At 46.4% G+C, this 17597-nt stretch carries 17 protein-coding genes; 14 read left to right on the top strand and 3 right to left on the bottom strand.

Annotated features, from left to right (window positions below; all coding sequences use genetic code 11):
- Nucleotides 1-290 precede the first annotated feature (290 nt).
- From DPF93_RS12640 to pgpA, 14 genes are all read left to right on the top strand, one after another.
- Nucleotides 291-1580 carry an NCS2 family permease gene (locus DPF93_RS12640; RefSeq protein ID WP_114766509.1) on the top strand — a complete coding sequence of 430 codons (1290 nt, stop codon included), beginning with the start codon at nucleotides 291-293 and terminating at the stop codon, nucleotides 1578-1580.
- Nucleotides 1581-1837: 257 nt separating this feature from the next.
- Nucleotides 1838-2302, top strand: coding sequence for a xanthine phosphoribosyltransferase Tet(34) (gene gpt, locus DPF93_RS12635; protein ID WP_075649531.1), 465 nt, complete (start codon nucleotides 1838-1840; stop codon nucleotides 2300-2302).
- Between the two features lie 156 nt (nucleotides 2303-2458).
- Nucleotides 2459-3706, top strand: coding sequence for an esterase FrsA (gene frsA, locus DPF93_RS12630; protein ID WP_114766550.1), 1248 nt, complete (start codon nucleotides 2459-2461; stop codon nucleotides 3704-3706).
- Between the two features lie 84 nt (nucleotides 3707-3790).
- Nucleotides 3791-4180 carry a sigma factor-binding protein Crl gene (gene crl, locus DPF93_RS12625; RefSeq protein ID WP_114766508.1) on the top strand — a complete coding sequence of 130 codons (390 nt, stop codon included), beginning with the start codon at nucleotides 3791-3793 and terminating at the stop codon, nucleotides 4178-4180.
- A gap of 119 nt (nucleotides 4181-4299) precedes the next feature.
- Nucleotides 4300-5439: a glutamate 5-kinase gene (proB, locus tag DPF93_RS12620; RefSeq protein WP_114766507.1), complete on the top strand. Its 1140-nt coding sequence runs from the start codon at nucleotides 4300-4302 to the stop codon at nucleotides 5437-5439.
- A 124-nt stretch (nucleotides 5440-5563) separates the two neighbouring features.
- Nucleotides 5564-6814, top strand: a complete 1251-nt coding sequence (locus DPF93_RS12615) for a glutamate-5-semialdehyde dehydrogenase (RefSeq protein WP_114766506.1) — start codon at nucleotides 5564-5566, stop codon at nucleotides 6812-6814.
- A gap of 117 nt (nucleotides 6815-6931) precedes the next feature.
- Nucleotides 6932-7381, top strand: coding sequence for a transcriptional regulator NrdR (gene nrdR / locus DPF93_RS12610; RefSeq protein ID WP_114766505.1), 450 nt, complete (start codon nucleotides 6932-6934; stop codon nucleotides 7379-7381).
- A gap of 12 nt (nucleotides 7382-7393) precedes the next feature.
- Nucleotides 7394-8500, top strand: a complete 1107-nt coding sequence (ribD, locus tag DPF93_RS12605) for a bifunctional diaminohydroxyphosphoribosylaminopyrimidine deaminase/5-amino-6-(5-phosphoribosylamino)uracil reductase RibD (protein WP_114766504.1) — start codon at nucleotides 7394-7396, stop codon at nucleotides 8498-8500.
- 2 nt (nucleotides 8501-8502) lie between these two features.
- Nucleotides 8503-9156, top strand: a complete 654-nt coding sequence (locus DPF93_RS12600) for a riboflavin synthase (protein WP_114766503.1) — start codon at nucleotides 8503-8505, stop codon at nucleotides 9154-9156.
- A gap of 64 nt (nucleotides 9157-9220) precedes the next feature.
- A complete protein-coding gene (ribBA, locus tag DPF93_RS12595) occupies nucleotides 9221-10330 on the top strand; it encodes a bifunctional 3,4-dihydroxy-2-butanone-4-phosphate synthase/GTP cyclohydrolase II (protein ID WP_114766502.1) in 1110 nt (369 codons plus the stop codon).
- A gap of 149 nt (nucleotides 10331-10479) precedes the next feature.
- Nucleotides 10480-10950: a 6,7-dimethyl-8-ribityllumazine synthase gene (ribH, locus tag DPF93_RS12590; protein ID WP_005440184.1), complete on the top strand. Its 471-nt coding sequence runs from the start codon at nucleotides 10480-10482 to the stop codon at nucleotides 10948-10950.
- Nucleotides 10950-11417 (top strand): transcription antitermination factor NusB, encoded by a 468-nt coding sequence (gene nusB, locus DPF93_RS12585; protein ID WP_114766501.1) that lies wholly within the window; start codon nucleotides 10950-10952, stop codon nucleotides 11415-11417. Before ribH ends, nusB begins: the two co-directional genes overlap by 1 nt.
- Nucleotides 11418-11495: 78 nt before the next feature.
- Entirely contained in the window at nucleotides 11496-12467 is a 972-nt protein-coding gene (gene thiL / locus DPF93_RS12580; protein WP_114766500.1) for a thiamine-phosphate kinase, read from the top strand.
- 9 nt (nucleotides 12468-12476) lie between these two features.
- Nucleotides 12477-12980 (top strand): phosphatidylglycerophosphatase A, encoded by a 504-nt coding sequence (gene pgpA, locus DPF93_RS12575; protein ID WP_114766499.1) that lies wholly within the window; start codon nucleotides 12477-12479, stop codon nucleotides 12978-12980.
- 161 nt (nucleotides 12981-13141) lie between these two features.
- Here the strand turns inward: pgpA and DPF93_RS12570 are convergent, their stop codons facing one another.
- The 3 genes from DPF93_RS12570 to map all read right to left on the bottom strand — a co-directional run bounded on the left by DPF93_RS12570 (nucleotide 13142) and on the right by map (nucleotide 17281).
- Nucleotides 13142-13525 carry a DUF3461 family protein gene (locus tag DPF93_RS12570; protein WP_114766498.1) on the bottom strand — a complete coding sequence of 128 codons (384 nt, stop codon included), beginning with the start codon at nucleotides 13523-13525 and terminating at the stop codon, nucleotides 13142-13144.
- A gap of 131 nt (nucleotides 13526-13656) precedes the next feature.
- Nucleotides 13657-16281: a bifunctional uridylyltransferase/uridylyl-removing protein GlnD gene (gene glnD, locus DPF93_RS12565; protein ID WP_114766497.1), complete on the bottom strand. Its 2625-nt coding sequence runs from the start codon at nucleotides 16279-16281 to the stop codon at nucleotides 13657-13659.
- Nucleotides 16282-16402: 121 nt separating this feature from the next.
- Complete coding sequence (gene map / locus DPF93_RS12560) at nucleotides 16403-17281, bottom strand: type I methionyl aminopeptidase (protein WP_114766496.1); 879 nt, start codon at nucleotides 17279-17281, stop codon at nucleotides 16403-16405.
- Between the last annotated feature and the right edge of the window lie 316 nt (nucleotides 17282-17597).

Genomic DNA, 17597 nt, shown 5'->3' with positions numbered 1-17597 from the left:
CCGAATATGCATCAGTTTTGTGGGTGATAAATAGCCTTACTAATAGTGAAAGTTTGCTACATGGTACGAATAATCACCAAATAACCGTCACTGGTTTTGATTTGCTTAACTGCTGAAAAATATAGATAAGTTACTGGTTTTTAGCGAAATACGCTAAGTCAGTTGGTTAGGTTGGCAGAAAAATATTAATTAGAGTGATAATTCTATCTGGAATTTGTTATTTGATAACTTTATAATCCCAGCCAATCGATTACGCAAACGTTTACCTCAAATTTTTATAGGATTCGACCATGTTCGAGAAACTGTTTAAGCTCAGTGAGAATGGTACCACTGTTAAAACGGAAATAATCGCAGGTTTAACCACCTTTTTAACCATGGCATACATCATCTTTGTTAACCCTGCAATGCTTGCCGATGCGGGAATGGACAAAGGCGCGGTGTTTGTCGCTACCTGTTTAGCCGCTGCGATTGGCTGTTTTATCATGGGTCTAGTGGCTAACTACCCAATAGCGCTTGCTCCTGGTATGGGTTTAAATGCCTTCTTCACCTATGGTGTTGTGCTAGGTATGGGTCACACTTGGCAAGTCGCGCTAGGCGCGGTATTTGTTTCTGGTATTTTGTTTATGGCTTTGAGTATTTTCAAAGTTCGTGAATGGATCATCAACTCAATTCCACTTTCGCTACGTACGGGTATTTCTGCTGGTATCGGTTTATTCCTTGCGTTTATCGGTCTGCAAAACGCAGGTATCGTGGTTGATAACCCAGCAACGCTAGTAAGCCGTGGTGATATCACTAGTCTTAAGCCAGCTCTTGCAGCATTGGGCTTTTTCTTAACGATTGGCTTGGTATACCGTGGTGTTCGTGGCGCGGTAATGATCGCTATCCTTATTATTACAGCAATCGGCATCTTAGTCGGTGACGTGCAGTGGGGCGGGTTAGTTTCTGCGCCACCAAGTATTGCACCAACGCTAATGCAAATGAACATTGCTGACGTATTTGAAGTGGGCATGATCTCTGTTGTGTTTGCCTTCTTGTTTGTTGATTTATTTGATACTGCTGGCACGCTAGTGGGCGTGGCGACTAAAGCTAACCTAATTAAAGAAGATGGCAAACTGCCTCGCCTAAGCAAAGCGCTGCTTGCCGATTCAACGGCAACTTCAGTTGGTGCGATGCTAGGTACTTCAAGTACGACGTCATTTGTAGAGTCAACCGCTGGTGTTGCCGCGGGTGGTCGTACTGGTCTTACTGCTGTTGTGGTTGGTTTGCTATTTATCTTAGCTCTGTTCTTTGCACCGTTAGCGGGCATGATCCCAGCTTACGCAACGGCGGGTGCACTGTTCTACGTGGCTATCTTGATGATGTCGGGTCTAGTGAGTGTTGATTGGCGCGATCTAACAGAAGCTGCACCTGTGGTTGTGACCTGCTTGCTAATGCCGCTGACTTACTCAATTGCTGAAGGTATTGCGCTTGGTTTTATCTCATACGCAGCGATTAAACTACTGAGCGGCAAAGGTCGCGATGTATCGATGAGTGTTTGGGTGCTGTCGGCTATCTTTATCGTCAAGTACCTTATTGCATAACCTATAGATTCCACTGAGAAAACGCACTGACTTAGTGGATGGGAAAAGGACTAATCGGAAAGCCATAGTAGATCACACTGCTATGGCTTTTCTTTTATTCAAGGAAATTCCTCATTGGTATTGTCTGCTCGATTGGGTAGAATAAACGTTTGCGCAGCTTGTCCCCCATTCAGCTGTTCGCACTCTGCTAGTTTCTGCATGAGAGCTCGATTTGCGTATCCGGGGACGCAAGATTTTAAAATTATTAGGTTATTACAATGAGTAAAAAATTCATTATTACTTGGGACAACATGCAGAACTACTGCCGTCAACTTGCTGAAAAACAAATGCCAGCTGAACAGTGGAAAGGTATTTGGGCTGTAAGCCGTGGTGGTCTTGTTCCAGGTGCTATTTTAGCGCGTGAACTGGGCATTCGTTATGTAGATACTATCTGTATCTCTAGCTATGACCATGATCACCAACGTGACATGAGCGTTCTAAAAGCTCCAGAAGGCGACGGTGAAGGCTACCTGATTGTAGAAGACCTAGTAGATAGCGGTGATACTGCGCGTAAACTACGTGAGATGTACCCGAAAGCGAAACTTATTGCTGTATGTGCTAAGCCATCAGGTGCTGCACTGCTCGATGACTACGTGGTCGATATTGCTCAAGATACATGGATCGAGCAACCTTGGGACACCGTCGTTCAATACGTTGAGCCAATCAATCGTAAGCAAAAATAAAGTTTGCATAATTGCTAAAATGACCCGCTAGGGTCATTTTTTTTACCTTTGTGATTTATCTACTAGTATGAATGATGTTTTGCCCGTTTAGATCGTCTTACTTTTCAGTCATAAATCGGTTTAAACTGGCGATAGATGTTAAAGCTAGGTACCAGTATGTCAGAAACTGAGAATAAGAATCTCTCTGAAACCCTGTTTGTGAAACATAAGCAGGCAAAAGAGACATCCGAACTTACCCGTTATATGCCGACCAATCGAGTTTTGCTCGATGAAATGCGTGAGAAAGATAACCACAGTTGGTATCGCAATCTGCATCGCTTGCAATGGACGTGGCAGGGGATTGACCCGATAGAAATGGAAGAAGTTCTGGCTCGTATCGCTGGTTCAAAACACTCACGCACCCATGATCAATGGCTCGATACTGTGATGGGTTATCACAGTGGTAACTGGACGTACGAATGGACTAAGTTAGGCATGCGTCATCAAAAGCGTGCCAATGAACTGCAAGGCGAAGCGGTGGCGGATGAACTGTTTAACGCTTCGCTGTGTTTTAGCATTGCCGGTTATCCGCATCTTAAAAATGACAACCTTGCTCAGCAAGCGCAATTGCTCGCCAATAAGGCGTATCACGAAGCCACCAAGAAAACACGTTTTATCGTTAAACGTCTTGAGGTGCCTTTTAAGGGCAAAAAAGTTACCGCTCATCTGCATCTTACCAGCACAGAAAAGCCGCAACCTGTGGTGATTGTCAGTGCCGGTCTTGATTCATTGCAAAGCGACATGTGGCGTTTGTTCCGCGACTACTTGGCACCGAAAGGTATCGCGATGCTGACGGTTGATATGCCGTCGATTGGTTATTCAAGCCACTGGACTCTCACAGAAGATACCTCATGTATTCACCAAGCGGTGCTGGATGAGGTACCGTCGATACCTTGGGTTGACCACTATCGCGTCGGTTTAATTGGTTTTCGCTTTGGCGGCAACGCCTTAGTGCGTTTGTCATTTATGGAACAAAGCAAAATTAAAGCCTGCGTCGCGCTTGGTGCCCCGATTCATGATGTGTTGTCTTCGCCTGAAAAACTGAAAAAAATGTCCAAAATGTACCTCGATCTGTTGGCGACAAGAATCGGTAAAGAGGTAGTGGATATCGGTAGCCTGTCTGCACAAATGCGGGCGTGGTCACTCAAGGCGCAAGGGATATTAGGCAGCCGTAAAACGAAGGTGCCGATTTTAGCGTTGAGCTTAGAAGGTGATCCGGTTTCACCGCATAGTGACAATCAACTAGTGGCACTTTTTAGTGACTATGGTAAAGCGAAGAAAATCAGTTCCAAGACAATTACACAAGGATATGAGCAAGCGCTCGATTTGGCGATCAAATGGCTCGAAGATGAGTTAATGAGATGACTTCTCTATTAATTTAGTGAACAGTAAGGTTGAGTTCACAATGAGGTCGAACTCAATTACAACTAAAAACAATGGAGAGTCTATATGTCAAAAGTGACGAAGATTCCGACGCATTTTCGCTTGTTAACCAGTTTAAGGGCATTGGGTCCTTACTTGAGAGAACCGCAAAGTGAAGAGGGATTTTATCTATTCGATTGCTTGGGTGTATGTGTAAATGACAAGAAGTCTCCCGAGGAGCGTGAGTTTTGGGGCTGGTGGCTTGAGTTAGAGCAACAAGAGAACCAATTTGCGGCACGCTACCGAATCGGTAAGTACAACAATCAAGGCGAATGGATAGAAGGGGCACTACCAAAAAATGCGGTTGCTGATGTCAATCGTATTCAAAATAGTTTTCATCAGTCACTGGTTGAAATGCTTAAAGAAGAGTATGCAATTGAGGTGACTCTCCATAAAGAATCTGTTGAATTTGTTTAATTGATACAGATATTTCTCTCTGATTAATAAAAAGGCGTCTTATGGCGCCTTTTCTGCTTGTTTAATTGGCTGTTGATTGATAAAACATCAGCTCTTGTTTTTTATTAATTCAATTTATCATGACAACGAATCAACAATGCGGAAAAGTTATGCAACCTCAAACTGTGGTTGTGAAACTTGGTACCAGTGTATTAACTGGCGGTACGCTACAACTTAACCGTGCTCATATGGTGGAGTTGGTACGTCAGTGTGCAGAGCTCAAAAAACTTGGTCATTCAGTGGTTATCGTAACGTCTGGTGCAATTGCAGCAGGTCGTGAGCATTTAGGTTACCCCGCACTGCCCAACTCGATGGCAAGTAAGCAATTACTTGCGGCAGTAGGACAGAGTCAATTGATTCAAACTTGGGAATCGCTGTTCTCCATTTATGGGATGAAAATTGGGCAGATGTTGCTAACGCGTGCCGATCTTGATGATCGTGAGCGTTTTCTTAATGCCCGTGACACCATTAATGCACTACTGAACTTTGATATTATCCCGGTCGTGAACGAAAACGATGCGGTAGCAACTAACGAAATCAAAGTGGGCGATAACGACAACTTGTCTGCGCTGGTGGGCATTTTGTGTGGTGCCGATAGACTACTGTTGCTAACTGACCAAAAAGGTCTCTTTACTGCTGACCCGCGCAAAGATCCGAATGCTGAGCTGATCAAAGAAGTGAAAACCATCGATGATACGTTGCGTAAAATCGCGGGTGGTAGCGGCACCAATTTAGGCACTGGCGGCATGGCAACCAAACTGCAAGCGGCAGATATTGCTCGCCGAGCTGGCATTGAAGTAATTATTGCAGCAGGTAGTGCGCCAAATGTTATCTTTGACTCGTTAAGTTCAGATCCTCAAGGCACACGTTTCTTACCTTGTGAAGAAGCGCTAGAAAACCGCAAACGTTGGATCTTAGCTGGTCCAGCGGCAGCGGGCGATGTAGTGATTGACGAAGGCGCAGTAAACGCGGTGATCACGAAAGGCAGTAGCCTGCTTGCAAAAGGTGTCTTGGATGTGAGCGGTAAGTTTTCTCGAGGCGATGTGGTTCGTATTACTAACCAAGAAGGCAAACTCATTGCTCGTGGTATTTCTGCCTATTCAAGCGCAGATATGAGCAAGATTCTTGGCAAACATAGTAAAGACATCCTCTCGATTTTAGGTTACGACTACGGCGCTGAAGTATTGCACCGCGATGATATGGTCGTGATTCAAGAATAACAAAAAGATAAATCCAAGCACTTGAAACTACTGCTTAGTGACTGTGTAAGTCGCCGTTGAAGTTTGTGCCAGCAGGCATGTAGCGGTGGTTTCAAGCAATAAGGGACAGAAAGGAAGAATTGACGTGGATTTAACCAATATGGGTAAAGCAGCGAAAGATGCTGCTTTCGTACTTGCGACAGCTTCGACTGCGCAGAAAAACCAAGCGCTCGCCATCATTGCAGATGAGCTAGAAGCGAATGCTGCCGACATTTTAGCGGCGAATGAAAAAGACATCGAGTTAGGTCGCCAAGCAGGCTTGACTGATGCACTACTTGATCGTCTTTTGCTTAACGAATCTCGTTTAGCGGGCATCGCCAACGATGTGCGCAATGTGATCAGCCTTAACGATCCTGTTGGCAGTGAAATCGATAGTAAAGTGCTAGAGAATGGCATGTCGCTGTCTCGCCGCCGCGTTCCGCTTGGTGTTGTCGGCGTTATTTATGAAGCGCGCCCTAACGTAACGATTGATATTGCGGCTTTGTGTTTAAAAACTGGTAACGCGAGCATTTTACGCGGTGGCAAAGAGACCTTCTTCTCTAATATGGAGTTGGTTAAGGTGATTCAAGTTGCACTGGCGAAAGCAGGTCTGCCTGCTGCATCGGTGCAATACATTGAAAAGCCAGATCGTGAACTGGTTTCACAACTGCTTAAGTTGGATGATTATGTTGATATGATCATTCCACGTGGTGGCGCTGGTCTGCACAAAATGTGTAAAGAGAACAGCACCATTCCTGTGATCATTGGTGGTTTTGGTATTAGCCATATCTTTATCGATCAAAGCGCCGATCTGTTTAAGTCACTTGATGTAATTGAAAACGCGAAAGTGCAGCGTCCTTCAGCGTGTAATGCGCTCGATACCTTGTTGGTTGATGAAACTGTCGCGGCAGAGTTTTTACCTATGCTTGCTGAGCGCCTCAATGGCAAAGTTGCTCTAGTGGCAGAGCCGAAAGCGAAAGCATTACTTGGTAATGCGCAGGAGTTGCGTGATGCGGGTGAAGGCGATTTTGATACGGAATGGCTAAGCTACACCTTAGGCGTAAAAGTGGTTGCGGATGTGGCAGAAGCGATTGACCATATGCGTGTACACAATGCCAGCCACTCTGATGCGATCATGACGAACAACCTGACCAATGCGGAACGTTTTATTAACTCCGTGGGCTCTGCGGCAGTATATGTTAATGCATCGACTCGTTTTACTGACGGTGCGCAGTTTGGTCTTGGTGCCGAAGTAGCGGTTTCAACGCAGAAGCTGCATGCACGCGGTCCAATGGGCTTAGAAGAGCTCACTAGCTACAAGTGGGTGGGTAAAGCAAACTATCTGACACGCAGCTAAAAGCTTATTCATCGAAGTTTTATGCGAAATATGCAGTGAAAAGGGGCTATCAAGCCCCTTTTTCTTTTATTCAAGTTGCTAATTCCGCTACACTACTGGCATTGATATGGAGGTAATATGCATTGTCCTTTTTGCTCTGAGACTGATACCAAAGTTATCGATTCTCGATTAGTGGCTGATGGCCATCAAGTGCGTCGTCGCAGACAGTGCTTGGCGTGTAGCGAGCGCTTTACGACCTTTGAAACCGCAGAATTGGTTATGCCTCGCGTGATTAAATCGAACGGCAATCGTGAACCATTTAATGAAGATAAAATGGTCGGCGGCTTACAGCGTGCGCTAGAAAAGCGTCCGGTCAGTGCCGATGCTGTTGAGTTGGCGATCAGCATGATCAAATCTAAGTTGCGTGCTACTGGCGAGCGCGAAGTACCCAGTGAAATGGTGGGTAACTTAGTTATGGAACAGCTGAAAGAGCTGGATAAAGTTGCGTATATTCGTTTTGCTTCGGTTTACCGCAGCTTTGAAGATATTCGTGAGTTTGGCGAAGAAATCGCAAAACTAGAAAACTAAATAGGTGTCATTATGGCTCAATTCGATACACAAGATTACGCCATGATGCAGCGCGCGATCAAACTCGCGCAGCAAGGTATCTATACCACCGCGCCGAATCCTAATGTCGGCTGCGTTATCACCCAAGACAACAAGATTGTTGGTGAAGGTTTTCATGCCAAAGCGGGTGAGCCGCATGCCGAAGTGCATGCTCTGCGTATGGCTGGCGATAAAGCGCAAGGTGCAACAGCGTACGTTACACTTGAGCCTTGCTCTCATTACGGCCGCACACCACCTTGTGCTGAAGGGTTGATCAAAGCCAAAGTGGCGAAAGTCATTTGTGCCATGCAAGACCCGAACCCGCAAGTTGCTGGTCGTGGTATTCAGATGCTGCGCGATGCTGGCATCGAAGTACAAGTTGGCTTATTGGAAGCCGATGCTCGCGCATTGAACCCTGCGTTCATTAAACGTATGGAAACGGGCAAGCCCTTTGTTCAACTAAAAATGGCCGCCAGCCTAGATGGGCAAACGGCGTTGGCAAATGGACAAAGCCAGTGGATTACCTCACCTCAAGCTCGCCAAGATGTGCAAGCTTTCCGCGCCAAATCAGGCGCGATTCTCTCCACAAGTAAAACTGTTATAGAGGACAATGCGTCTCTTAACGTGCGTTGGAGTGACTTGCCTTTATCCATACAAGTCAAATATCCAGCAGATAAAGTTCGCCAGCCGCCGCGTGTTATATTGGACCGTCAAAATCAGTTAGACCGTGCGTTAAAGCTGTTTACTACTGACGGTGAAATCTTGCGTGTCTCACCGCAAGGCGAGGTGGCTTATCAGCTTAATCAGTTAGAGCAGATTGATTTGACTCACCTGCTGGATACCTTAGTGACAGAGCACAATGTGAATCACCTTTGGGTAGAAGCGGGCGCGACACTAGCAGGCTCAATGATAAAGCAGGGGCTGGTTGATGAACTGGTTATCTATTTGGCGCCTAAACTGATGGGTAGTGATGGGCGCGGGTTATTCGGCGCGCTAGGTCTTACTTCTATGGCAGAGGTGATGGATCTGAATATCAAAGAGGTAACCTTAGTGGGGCCGGATATTCGCATCATTGCCACTCCAATCTATAAAGAACAATAGTTATGTTTACTGGAATAGTAGAAGCAGTTGGTACGCTAACTGCCATTACGCCAAAAGGCGAAGATATCAGTGTCACGGTTGATAGTGGCAAGCTTGATATGAGCGATGTAAAGCTCGGTGACAGTATCGCCACTAACGGGGTCTGTCTGACGGTGGTGGCATTTAATTCTAACAGTTACACCGCTGACCTATCGCTAGAAACACTTAATAAAACCGGCTTTAGTCAATACCAAGTGGGTGGCAAAGTGAACCTTGAGAAAGCGATGTTACCGACAACCCGTTTTGGCGGACACATTGTTTCAGGGCACGTTGATGGGGTTGGTGAAATCGTCGAGCGTAACCAAGTCGGGCGTGCGATTGAGTTTTGGGTCGCGATGCCGGCAGAGATTAGCAAATACGTGGCAGAAAAAGGCTCAATTACTGTTGATGGTATTAGTCTTACGGTTAATGCATTACGTAAGAATGCCTTTAAGTTAACTATTGTGCCGCACACCGGTGAAGAAACCACGATTGCTGATTTCCACGTTGGACGCAAAGTCAATTTAGAAGTCGATGTTTTGGCTCGCTATATGGAGCGTTTGCTAACTAGTCAGCAAGCTCAAGCACCGGAATCGCGCATTACGATGGAATTTTTACAACAAAATGGCTTTGCCTAACGGCGATCAGGGTATCGTGTCCTGATTAGTGAGCGAAAAGAACAGTCAGAAATAGGAATGGAAGATGCCAATTAGTACGCCTCAAGAAATTATCGAAGATATTCGTTTAGGAAAAATGGTTATCCTGATGGATGACGAAGATCGTGAGAATGAAGGCGATCTTATTATGGCTGCCGAGCATATCACGCCAGAAGCGATCAACTTTATGGCGACTTATGGAAGAGGCTTGATCTGTTTGACCATGACGCGAGAGCGTTGTGAAAATCTTGGTCTTCCACCGATGGTGCAAGACAATAACGCGCAGTACACCACCAACTTTACTGTTTCAATTGAAGCGGCTGAAGGGGTGACGACGGGTATTTCTGCCGCTGATCGCGCACGCACCGTTCAGGCAGCTGTTGCGCCAGATGCTAAAGCCGCAGATCTTGTGCAGCCGGGACATATCTTCCCATTGGCGGCACAAGAAGGTGGCGTATTAACCCGAGCTGGACACACTGAAGCGGGTTGTGATTTAGCTCGTTTAGCTGGTTTTGAACCTGCGTCGGTGATTGTCGAAATTCTTAACGACGATGGCACCATGGCGCGTCGCCCAGATCTGGAAGTGTTTGCCGAAAAACATGGCTTGAAGCTTGGTACTATCGCGGATTTGATTGAGTACCGCAATAACACCGAAACCACTATCGAGCGAGTGGCGGAGTGTAAGCTGCCAACCGAGTTTGGTGAGTTTAATCTCGTAACTTATCGCGATACCATCGACAATCAAGTGCACTATGCTTTGTGTAAAGAGAGTGTAGAGGCGGCTGCGCCTTTGGTTCGCGTGCATCTACAAGATACCTTTACTGATTTATTACGTAGCGATCGCAATGCAGAGCGCAGTTGGACGCTCGACAAAGCGATGAAACGTATTGGTCAAGAAGGCGGTGTGTTGGTGATTCTTGGCAATGAAGAACCAACGGATCTGCTCATCCATCGCGTTAAGATGTTTGAAGCGCAAGATCAGGGCAAAGCACCGACGCTGGCGAAAAAGCAGGGCACTTCACGCCGTGTGGGTGTCGGTTCACAAATTCTGGCAGATCTTGGTGTGCATGCCATGCGCCTGCTTTCATCAAGCAACAAGCGTTACCATGCGTTAGGCGGTTTTGGCTTGAATGTGATTGAGTATATTACTGAGTAACAAGCGTCGTAGTTTCAAATAATTAAGCGAGGTGTCTATGACATCTCGCTTTTTCGTTTTGGATATGTAAAAACCTATTAGATATTGCTCACAGTTTTGTGCTAGAATCCGGCGATTCTCACTTGATGAACATAGTTAAAGGAAGGCTTATGAAAGTGATCGAGGGTGGCTTCCCAGCGCCAAACGCAAAAATTGCTATCGTTATTTCTCGTTTCAACAGTTTTATTAACGAAAGTCTATTGTCTGGTGCAATCGATACTTTAAAGCGTCATGGACAAGTAAGCGAAGACAACATCACTGTTGTTCGTTGTCCTGGTGCCGTTGAATTGCCTCTTGTGGCTCAACGTGTAGCGAAAACAGGTAAGTACGACGCGATTGTATCTTTAGGTACAGTAATTCGTGGCGGTACTCCACACTTTGACTATGTTTGCAGTGAATGTAACAAAGGTCTTGCTCAAGTTTCTCTGGAATATAGCCTTCCAGTGGCGTTTGGCGTATTGACCGTTGATACAATTGACCAAGCAATTGAGCGCGCAGGAACCAAGGCTGGTAATAAAGGTGCAGAGGCTGCACTAAGCGCACTTGAGATGATTAACGTTCTTTCAGAAATTGATTCCTAATGGGGGCCAGTGTGAAACCAGCCGCACGTCGTAATGCACGTCGATTCGCTCTACAAGCGATCTACTCTTGGCAAATTACTAAAGACAATGTTGCCACAATTGAAGAGCAGTTCTTATCAGGTGGTAAGTATGATGAAGAAGAGCATCATGCATCAGAGCCTGCACTAACTGCGCCAGACACTGACGTTGCTTACTTCCGTGACCTGTTATCAGGTGTTGTGCTAAGTCACACAGAGCTAGATAGTAAGATTCGTCCATACACGTCACGTCCAATGCAAGATTTGGATTTGATGGAGCTAGCACTGCTACGTCTTGCTATGTATGAGATGACTCGTCGTGAAGACGTTCCTTACAAAGTGGTTATCAACGAAGCGATTGAACTTGCTAAAGTGTTCGCTGCGGAAGACAGCCACAAATTCGTGAACGGTGTACTTGATAAAGCTGCGCCGCACGTACGTAAGAAATAATCGATTTAAATTTAAAAAGGTCAGCATTTGCTGACCTTTTTTATATACTACAGCCTAGGTTTCTCATCTCTCTATTCTATGTCTGGCGAATTCAATCTCATCGAAAAGTACTTTGTCGGTCGGCAAGCTCAGCGCAGTGATGTTGTGTTGGCAGCGGGCGATGATTGCGCATTAGTCGCGGCTTCTACCGGGACTCTCATTGCGATCAGTACTGACACCTTAGTCGCGGATACGCATTTCTTATCTTCTGCCAATCCGGCTTGGGTGGCACACAAAGCATTAGCTTCAAATATCAGCGATCTTGCAGCGATGGGCGCGACACCTGCTTGGGTTTCGTTTGCCTTGACTATGCCTGAAGTGGATGAAACTTGGTTAGCCCCATTTTGTGACAGCTTCTTTGCTTTAGCTGATCAATACGGCTTACAGCTGATTGGTGGAGATACCACCAAGGGACCGCTAAGCATCACCTTGACGGTACAAGGTCTTCTGCCTCAAGGGGAAGCGTTAGAACGCAGTGGTGCCAAAGTCGGCGATGGTGTGTATGTCACGGGCTTCCTTGGTGATAGTAAAGCCGGATTGGATGTGGTGTTAGAGCCTGCCAACCTGAGCAAGCCTTATGCGCGCGAGCTAGAAAAACGTCACTACTTTTCAACTCCGCGAACGCAGGTAGGTGAGGCGCTAAGAGGCATTGCTAGCGCGGCAATTGATATTTCTGATGGCGTCATTTCCGATTTAGGTCATATACTTAAGCGCTCAGGTGTTGGCGCACAACTGCAAGTTGAACAGTTACCGCTGTCTGAGCAGTTACTAGGCTTTGTTGGCAGTGAGCAGCAAGCTCAGCAATATGCTCTTACCAGTGGTGAAGAATATGAGCTTTGTTTTACTCTTGCCGATGGTAACCAGCAGCGAATGTGGCAGGCAGTGAGTGAGATTGATTGCCAAATTACTCGCATTGGCACGATTAACGATAGTGGTAAGCTAACTTTGACTCAGCAAGGTCAAGCTCTTGCTTGGCAGCTCAACGGCTATGATCATTTCAAAACCAATTAAGACCGAATTATGACGAACCCTCTTTCTCTGATTTCTTTAAAGAACCCTTGGCATTTACTCGCAACTGGCTTTGGTAGTGGTCTTTCTCCGGTCGTTCCCGGAACGATGGGCACCTTAGCTGCGATTCCTTTTTATTTGCTCTTAGTGCAACTGCCGTTCAGTGCTTATCTGCTTGCTGTATTGGCAGCTTGTGTGATTGGCGTGAAGATCTGCCAGGTGACTTCTGATGATATGGGCGTGCATGATCACGGCTCGATTGTTTGGGATGAGTTTGCTGGTTTTTGGATCACTATGGCAGTGGTGCCGATGTTGCAACTTTCTGCGACGGATTGGAAATGGCTACTGACAGGTTTTATCTTGTTCCGCTTTTTTGACATGGTAAAACCATGGCCAATTGGTTGGCTTGATAAGCGCATTCATGGCGGTCTAGGCATCATGATTGATGACATCGTAGCCGGTGTCATGGCTGGTGTTGCCCTTTACCTAGTCGGTAAATACGCAGGTTGGATGTAACCTTACCGCTTTTGGAACGCATGGCGCTGCTATGCTTCGGGAGCGCTCAGCATAATACGTTTCACTTACGGAACGCTAACGCTTATGGAATGAAGCAAACTCCGTAGCGCAGCGTTCCCTCATCTGTAACAAAGCGATGTCATCGCTTTGTGTTCCCAGACTTAATTCAGCTTCTCCAAATCCGCCTCGATTTCGGCAATCTTGCTCGATACCACTTTTTCTAAATGACGCAGATCCGACAGGATTTTCTGTTTCACATCGACTTCTGCGCTTTTTTCTGGCTTGGTGAGTCTATTGAGCTCATCAATCACGAGGGTGAGATTGCGGTTGATTTCGGTGACTTCTTTGTACTTGTGACTGCCGCTATCTACTAGCACATTCTTGATTTGGCGTGGGTATTTGTATTTGACACTTTTGGCGAATAGTTCGCCTTTTTGTTTGCGGAAGTAGATTTTCAATACGTCTTTGTGAGCTTCTTGACGCAAAGAATAGCGCTCAATCTGTTTGGGATCTTGTATGCCTAGACCCGTTAATTGTGGAAACATAGGCTACCTCATTAATTGTGAGTTTTATGACCTAAGCTTAGCTTAAGTTAAATTGAACACATTTAATGTAGCAGCCTAGTTCTCGGCGATATAGTTGAACTGTCTATATTTTTATCAATTTGTGGCTAAGATCAGTTTGGAGCAAGCTCTGCTACGTTGGCAATCAAGCACTCGCGTAGCGCCATTTCTTCCTCTTCACTTAACTTGCCGCCTTCGGCTCCGGTAATAATAAAAAAGTCCTCTGCACGTTCGCCGATAGTGGTAATTTTTGCTGCGTGTAGGTTGATGTTGAGATCGGCAAAGGTTGCCCCAACGGTAGCAAGTAGCCCGGGAGTATCAAGGGCGACAAACTCAAGCGTGGTGCGCTTTTTGCTCTTACTAGGAAGAAAATCTACCGTGGTTTTAACCTTGAAGTGTTGCAGGTTACGTGGCGTGCGACGGGTACGGATCTTGGTCGGACGTCCATCCGTTAAAACATGCACCAAATGTTTCTCGACTGCCTTATGACGACCTTCCTCAACCGGATTGCCGTTTTGGTCAAGCACCATAAAAGTATCAAGTACATAACCATCTTTACTGGTCATGACTTGCGCGTCATGGACGTTAAAGTTCCTTCTGTCGAGCTCAGCCACAACGGTGGCAAAAAGTCCCTTTTGGTCTTTGGTGTAAACAAACACTTCGGTACCGCCTCGAGTTGGCTTTTTGCTGATCAGCACTAAAGGTTGCGTGGGATCTGTATGACGCAATAAGTTGGCACAATGCCAAGCAATCTGCTTGTGAGTGTGGCGTAAGAAATAGTCAGCTTTAAAGCGCTGCCAAATCACTTCAATTTCGCGGCTGCTAAACCCTTCCTTACGCAGTAGCGCTGACGCCATCTGCTGGTTGTGACGGATACGCTCACGCACATCAACTGGGTTCTCTAAACCGCGGCGCAGCGCTCTTTGAGTCGAGTAAAACAGCTCGGCAAGCAAGGTACGTTTCCAACTGTTCCACAGTTCTGGGTTAGTCGCACAGATGTCCGCCACGGTCAAGCACACCAGATATTCAAGATACTCTTCATCGCGCACTTGTTTGGCAAATTCGGTGATCACTTCTGGATCGTAAATATCACGGCGCTGAGCGGTGACGGACATCAGTAGGTGATTACGTACCAGCCAAGAAACAAGGTTGGCTTCTGGCGTCGACAAGCCATGTTCACGACAGAATGCATAGGCTTCTTCTGCGCCAATGATGGAGTGGTCGCCACCGCGTCCTTTACCAATATCATGGAAAATTGCGGCGATGATCAGCAGCTCTTTTTTCTGAATACGGGGGAAAACCTCACAGCAAATCGGGTGTTTGCTGTGGTTCTTAGCGTAGCTAAAAGTGTTGATGTGCTTGAGTAATCTCACGCTATGTTCGTCAACGGTATAGACGTGGAATAGGTCAAATTGCATCTGACCTACAATTTGGCTCCATTGTGGAAGATAAGCAGCCAGCACGCCCAGTTTGTGCATCAAACCAAAGGCATTGTGCAAAGCGTTGGGATGGCGACACAGCTCAAGAAACTTCTCACGCGCTTCGGGAATGGTGTGTAGGAACTTGTTGAAACGGCGACGTGCGGTGCGTAACTGGCGTAGTGTTGGCGGTGATACGCCTTCAATGGTTGAGTCATTGGCAATATGTAGAAACATATCCAAAATCGTTTCGGGGCGCGCTTGGAACAGAGCCGGTTTGCGCGCTTCAATCAAGCTGCCTCGACGTTGGAAATCTTCACTGATTACTTGCACCGAACTCTCAACACCTCGATTTAATATCGCTTGTCCAAACAGTTTGAGCAGCATTTTGTTTAGCTCAGCGACGCGGCGCAAAGTGCGGTAGAACTCTTTCATCATCATTTCGACGCCGCGATTGCCTTCACCGACAAAGCCCAGAGTCTCTGCAACAGGTGGTTGGTGAGCAAAAGTCAGGCGGTTGTCATAGCGTCTTAGATCAATATGCAAGGCAAAGCGCACGCGCCAAAGAAACTCTTGGCACTCTACCAACTCGCGATATTCAGCGTCGGTTAAAAAGCCGTAGCGGCTCATTTCAAACAGCGATGTGGCGCCAAAATGGCGTCGCGCAACCCAGCTTAAGGTGTGAATGTCGCGCAGTCCCCCAGGGGTGGATTTGATATCGGGCTCGAGATTATAGGTGGTGTCGTGATAGCGAGCGTGGCGCTCGGCTTGCTCTTGTACTTTGGCTTTATAGAAAACTTCGCTTGGCCAAAATGACTCAGAGTGGACGGTCATTTTGAGCTGGTGGAAGGTTTCTTCACAGCCAGTAAGCAGTCGGGCTTCTTGTAAGTTAGTGGCAACGGTGAGATCTTGGCTGCCGATCTCGCCGCATTGCTCGACAGTACGCACCGCATGACCGATTTCTAAGCGCAGATCCCATAGTAGGGTAATAAATTCACTAACTTTTGCTCCGAGAGCATCGGGCAGTGTTTTTTTGGATAACACCAAGATATCGATGTCTGACAGGGGGTGCAGTTCACCACGACCATAGCCACCGACGGCTACTAAACTGATGTGCGGCAATTGGGCAAAACCATAATACTGCCACAAGCGGGTCAGCAGTAAATCAGTGTAGTCAGAGCGCCCTAACACTAGGTCACTGACCGGGTGATGATTTTTAAACTCTTGCTTTTGGTATTCAGCAAACTGCTCTAATTGGGCTTTTAACTCGCTAACGTTAATTTGCTCGTCACTGAATGTGAGTGGCGATTGAAAAGGCATAGTGGCTATCCGTGCTGGGTGAATCTCGACCTAAGCGTGCCTAGGTTGTGATAGAGTTTTCTTAACTCTATCAAATCGTTGCTGACAAAAAAATATCCCCGCAAAAGCGGGGATATCTCAATTATGCATTTTTCATAAAACGTGGAATTGTATCGTCGCTACGCAGCGTTAACACCTCACAACCGTCTTTGGTCACCACGATGGTGTGTTCGTACTGAGCTGACTTCTTACCGTCGCCGGTGTATACCGTCCAGTCGTCTTCGGCATCAACCGTACAACCGAACTTACCCGCGTTAATCATCGGTTCAATAGTAAAACACATGCCTTCTTTGAACTGACGACGGTCGCTGTTGCGGTAGTGAACAACTTGTGGCTCCTCGTGGAACTCGTTACCAATGCCGTGACCACAGAAGTCTTTTACGATCGAGAATTTATTGCGTGGGTTGTTTTTGTTGTTGGTCTTGATGTACTTCTCAATCGCCGTACCGATATCACCTACAGTCGCGCCTGGCTTAACTTGACGCATACCAACATAAAGCGCTTCTTGTGTGACCATACATAGACGCTTATCCTCTGGAGATACGTCACCTACGAAGAACATCTTTGAGGTATCACCGTGATAGCCAGCTGGACGCACGTTCAAATCAGCGTTTTCATCGTCAGGAACGATAACCGTGATATCAACGTTGATGATGTCGCCATTTTTAAGCACAGCAGGTTTCATTTGACCGTTTGCACCCAGTTCATCTTGTGTTGCCGGAATGCCGTGACACACGATGTGGTTGATTGAGGTACAAATGGATTTTGGAAAGCCGTGGTAGTCGAGCGGAGCAGAGTAGGCACCTTTCTCTAGAGCATAATCGTGACAAATTTGGTTTAACTCATCTGTCGTTACCCCTTCTTTGATATGAGGTTCGATCATTTCTAGGATATCGGCAGCTAGGCTACCCGCAAGGCGCATACGTTCGACTTCTTCAGCCGTTTTGATCTTGATTGACATTGGCTTTTCTCTACTTTCTCTTCTTACGCAAAATGTGCGAATCGACACATTTTAACAGGAAGCCGCGCGAGACCCAAGTAGCTTAAGCAATTGCCAAGTTGAGCGTATCAAATTGGCTTGAGTGCATAGAGATAGGATTTATTTGCTTACAAATGATGTAGAGCATTGAGCTAGCCTTCTTTTACGCAGGGGAAAGGCTTTTTCACCACCGCGAGAGAGGAATTTTTACTAGCCAATATAGGGTGAAATGTGATATAAAGCGCGCCGGAAACATTGTCTGTTCTCTTCAGTTAGCATGGCTAAGCGGCGAAGCAGA

The organism is Vibrio rhodolitus (assembly GCF_003350325.1).
Taxonomy (GTDB): domain Bacteria; phylum Pseudomonadota; class Gammaproteobacteria; order Enterobacterales; family Vibrionaceae; genus Vibrio; species Vibrio rhodolitus.
The sequence above is the reverse complement of the archived record's forward strand: the minus strand, read 5'-3'. Positions and strand labels throughout refer to the sequence as shown.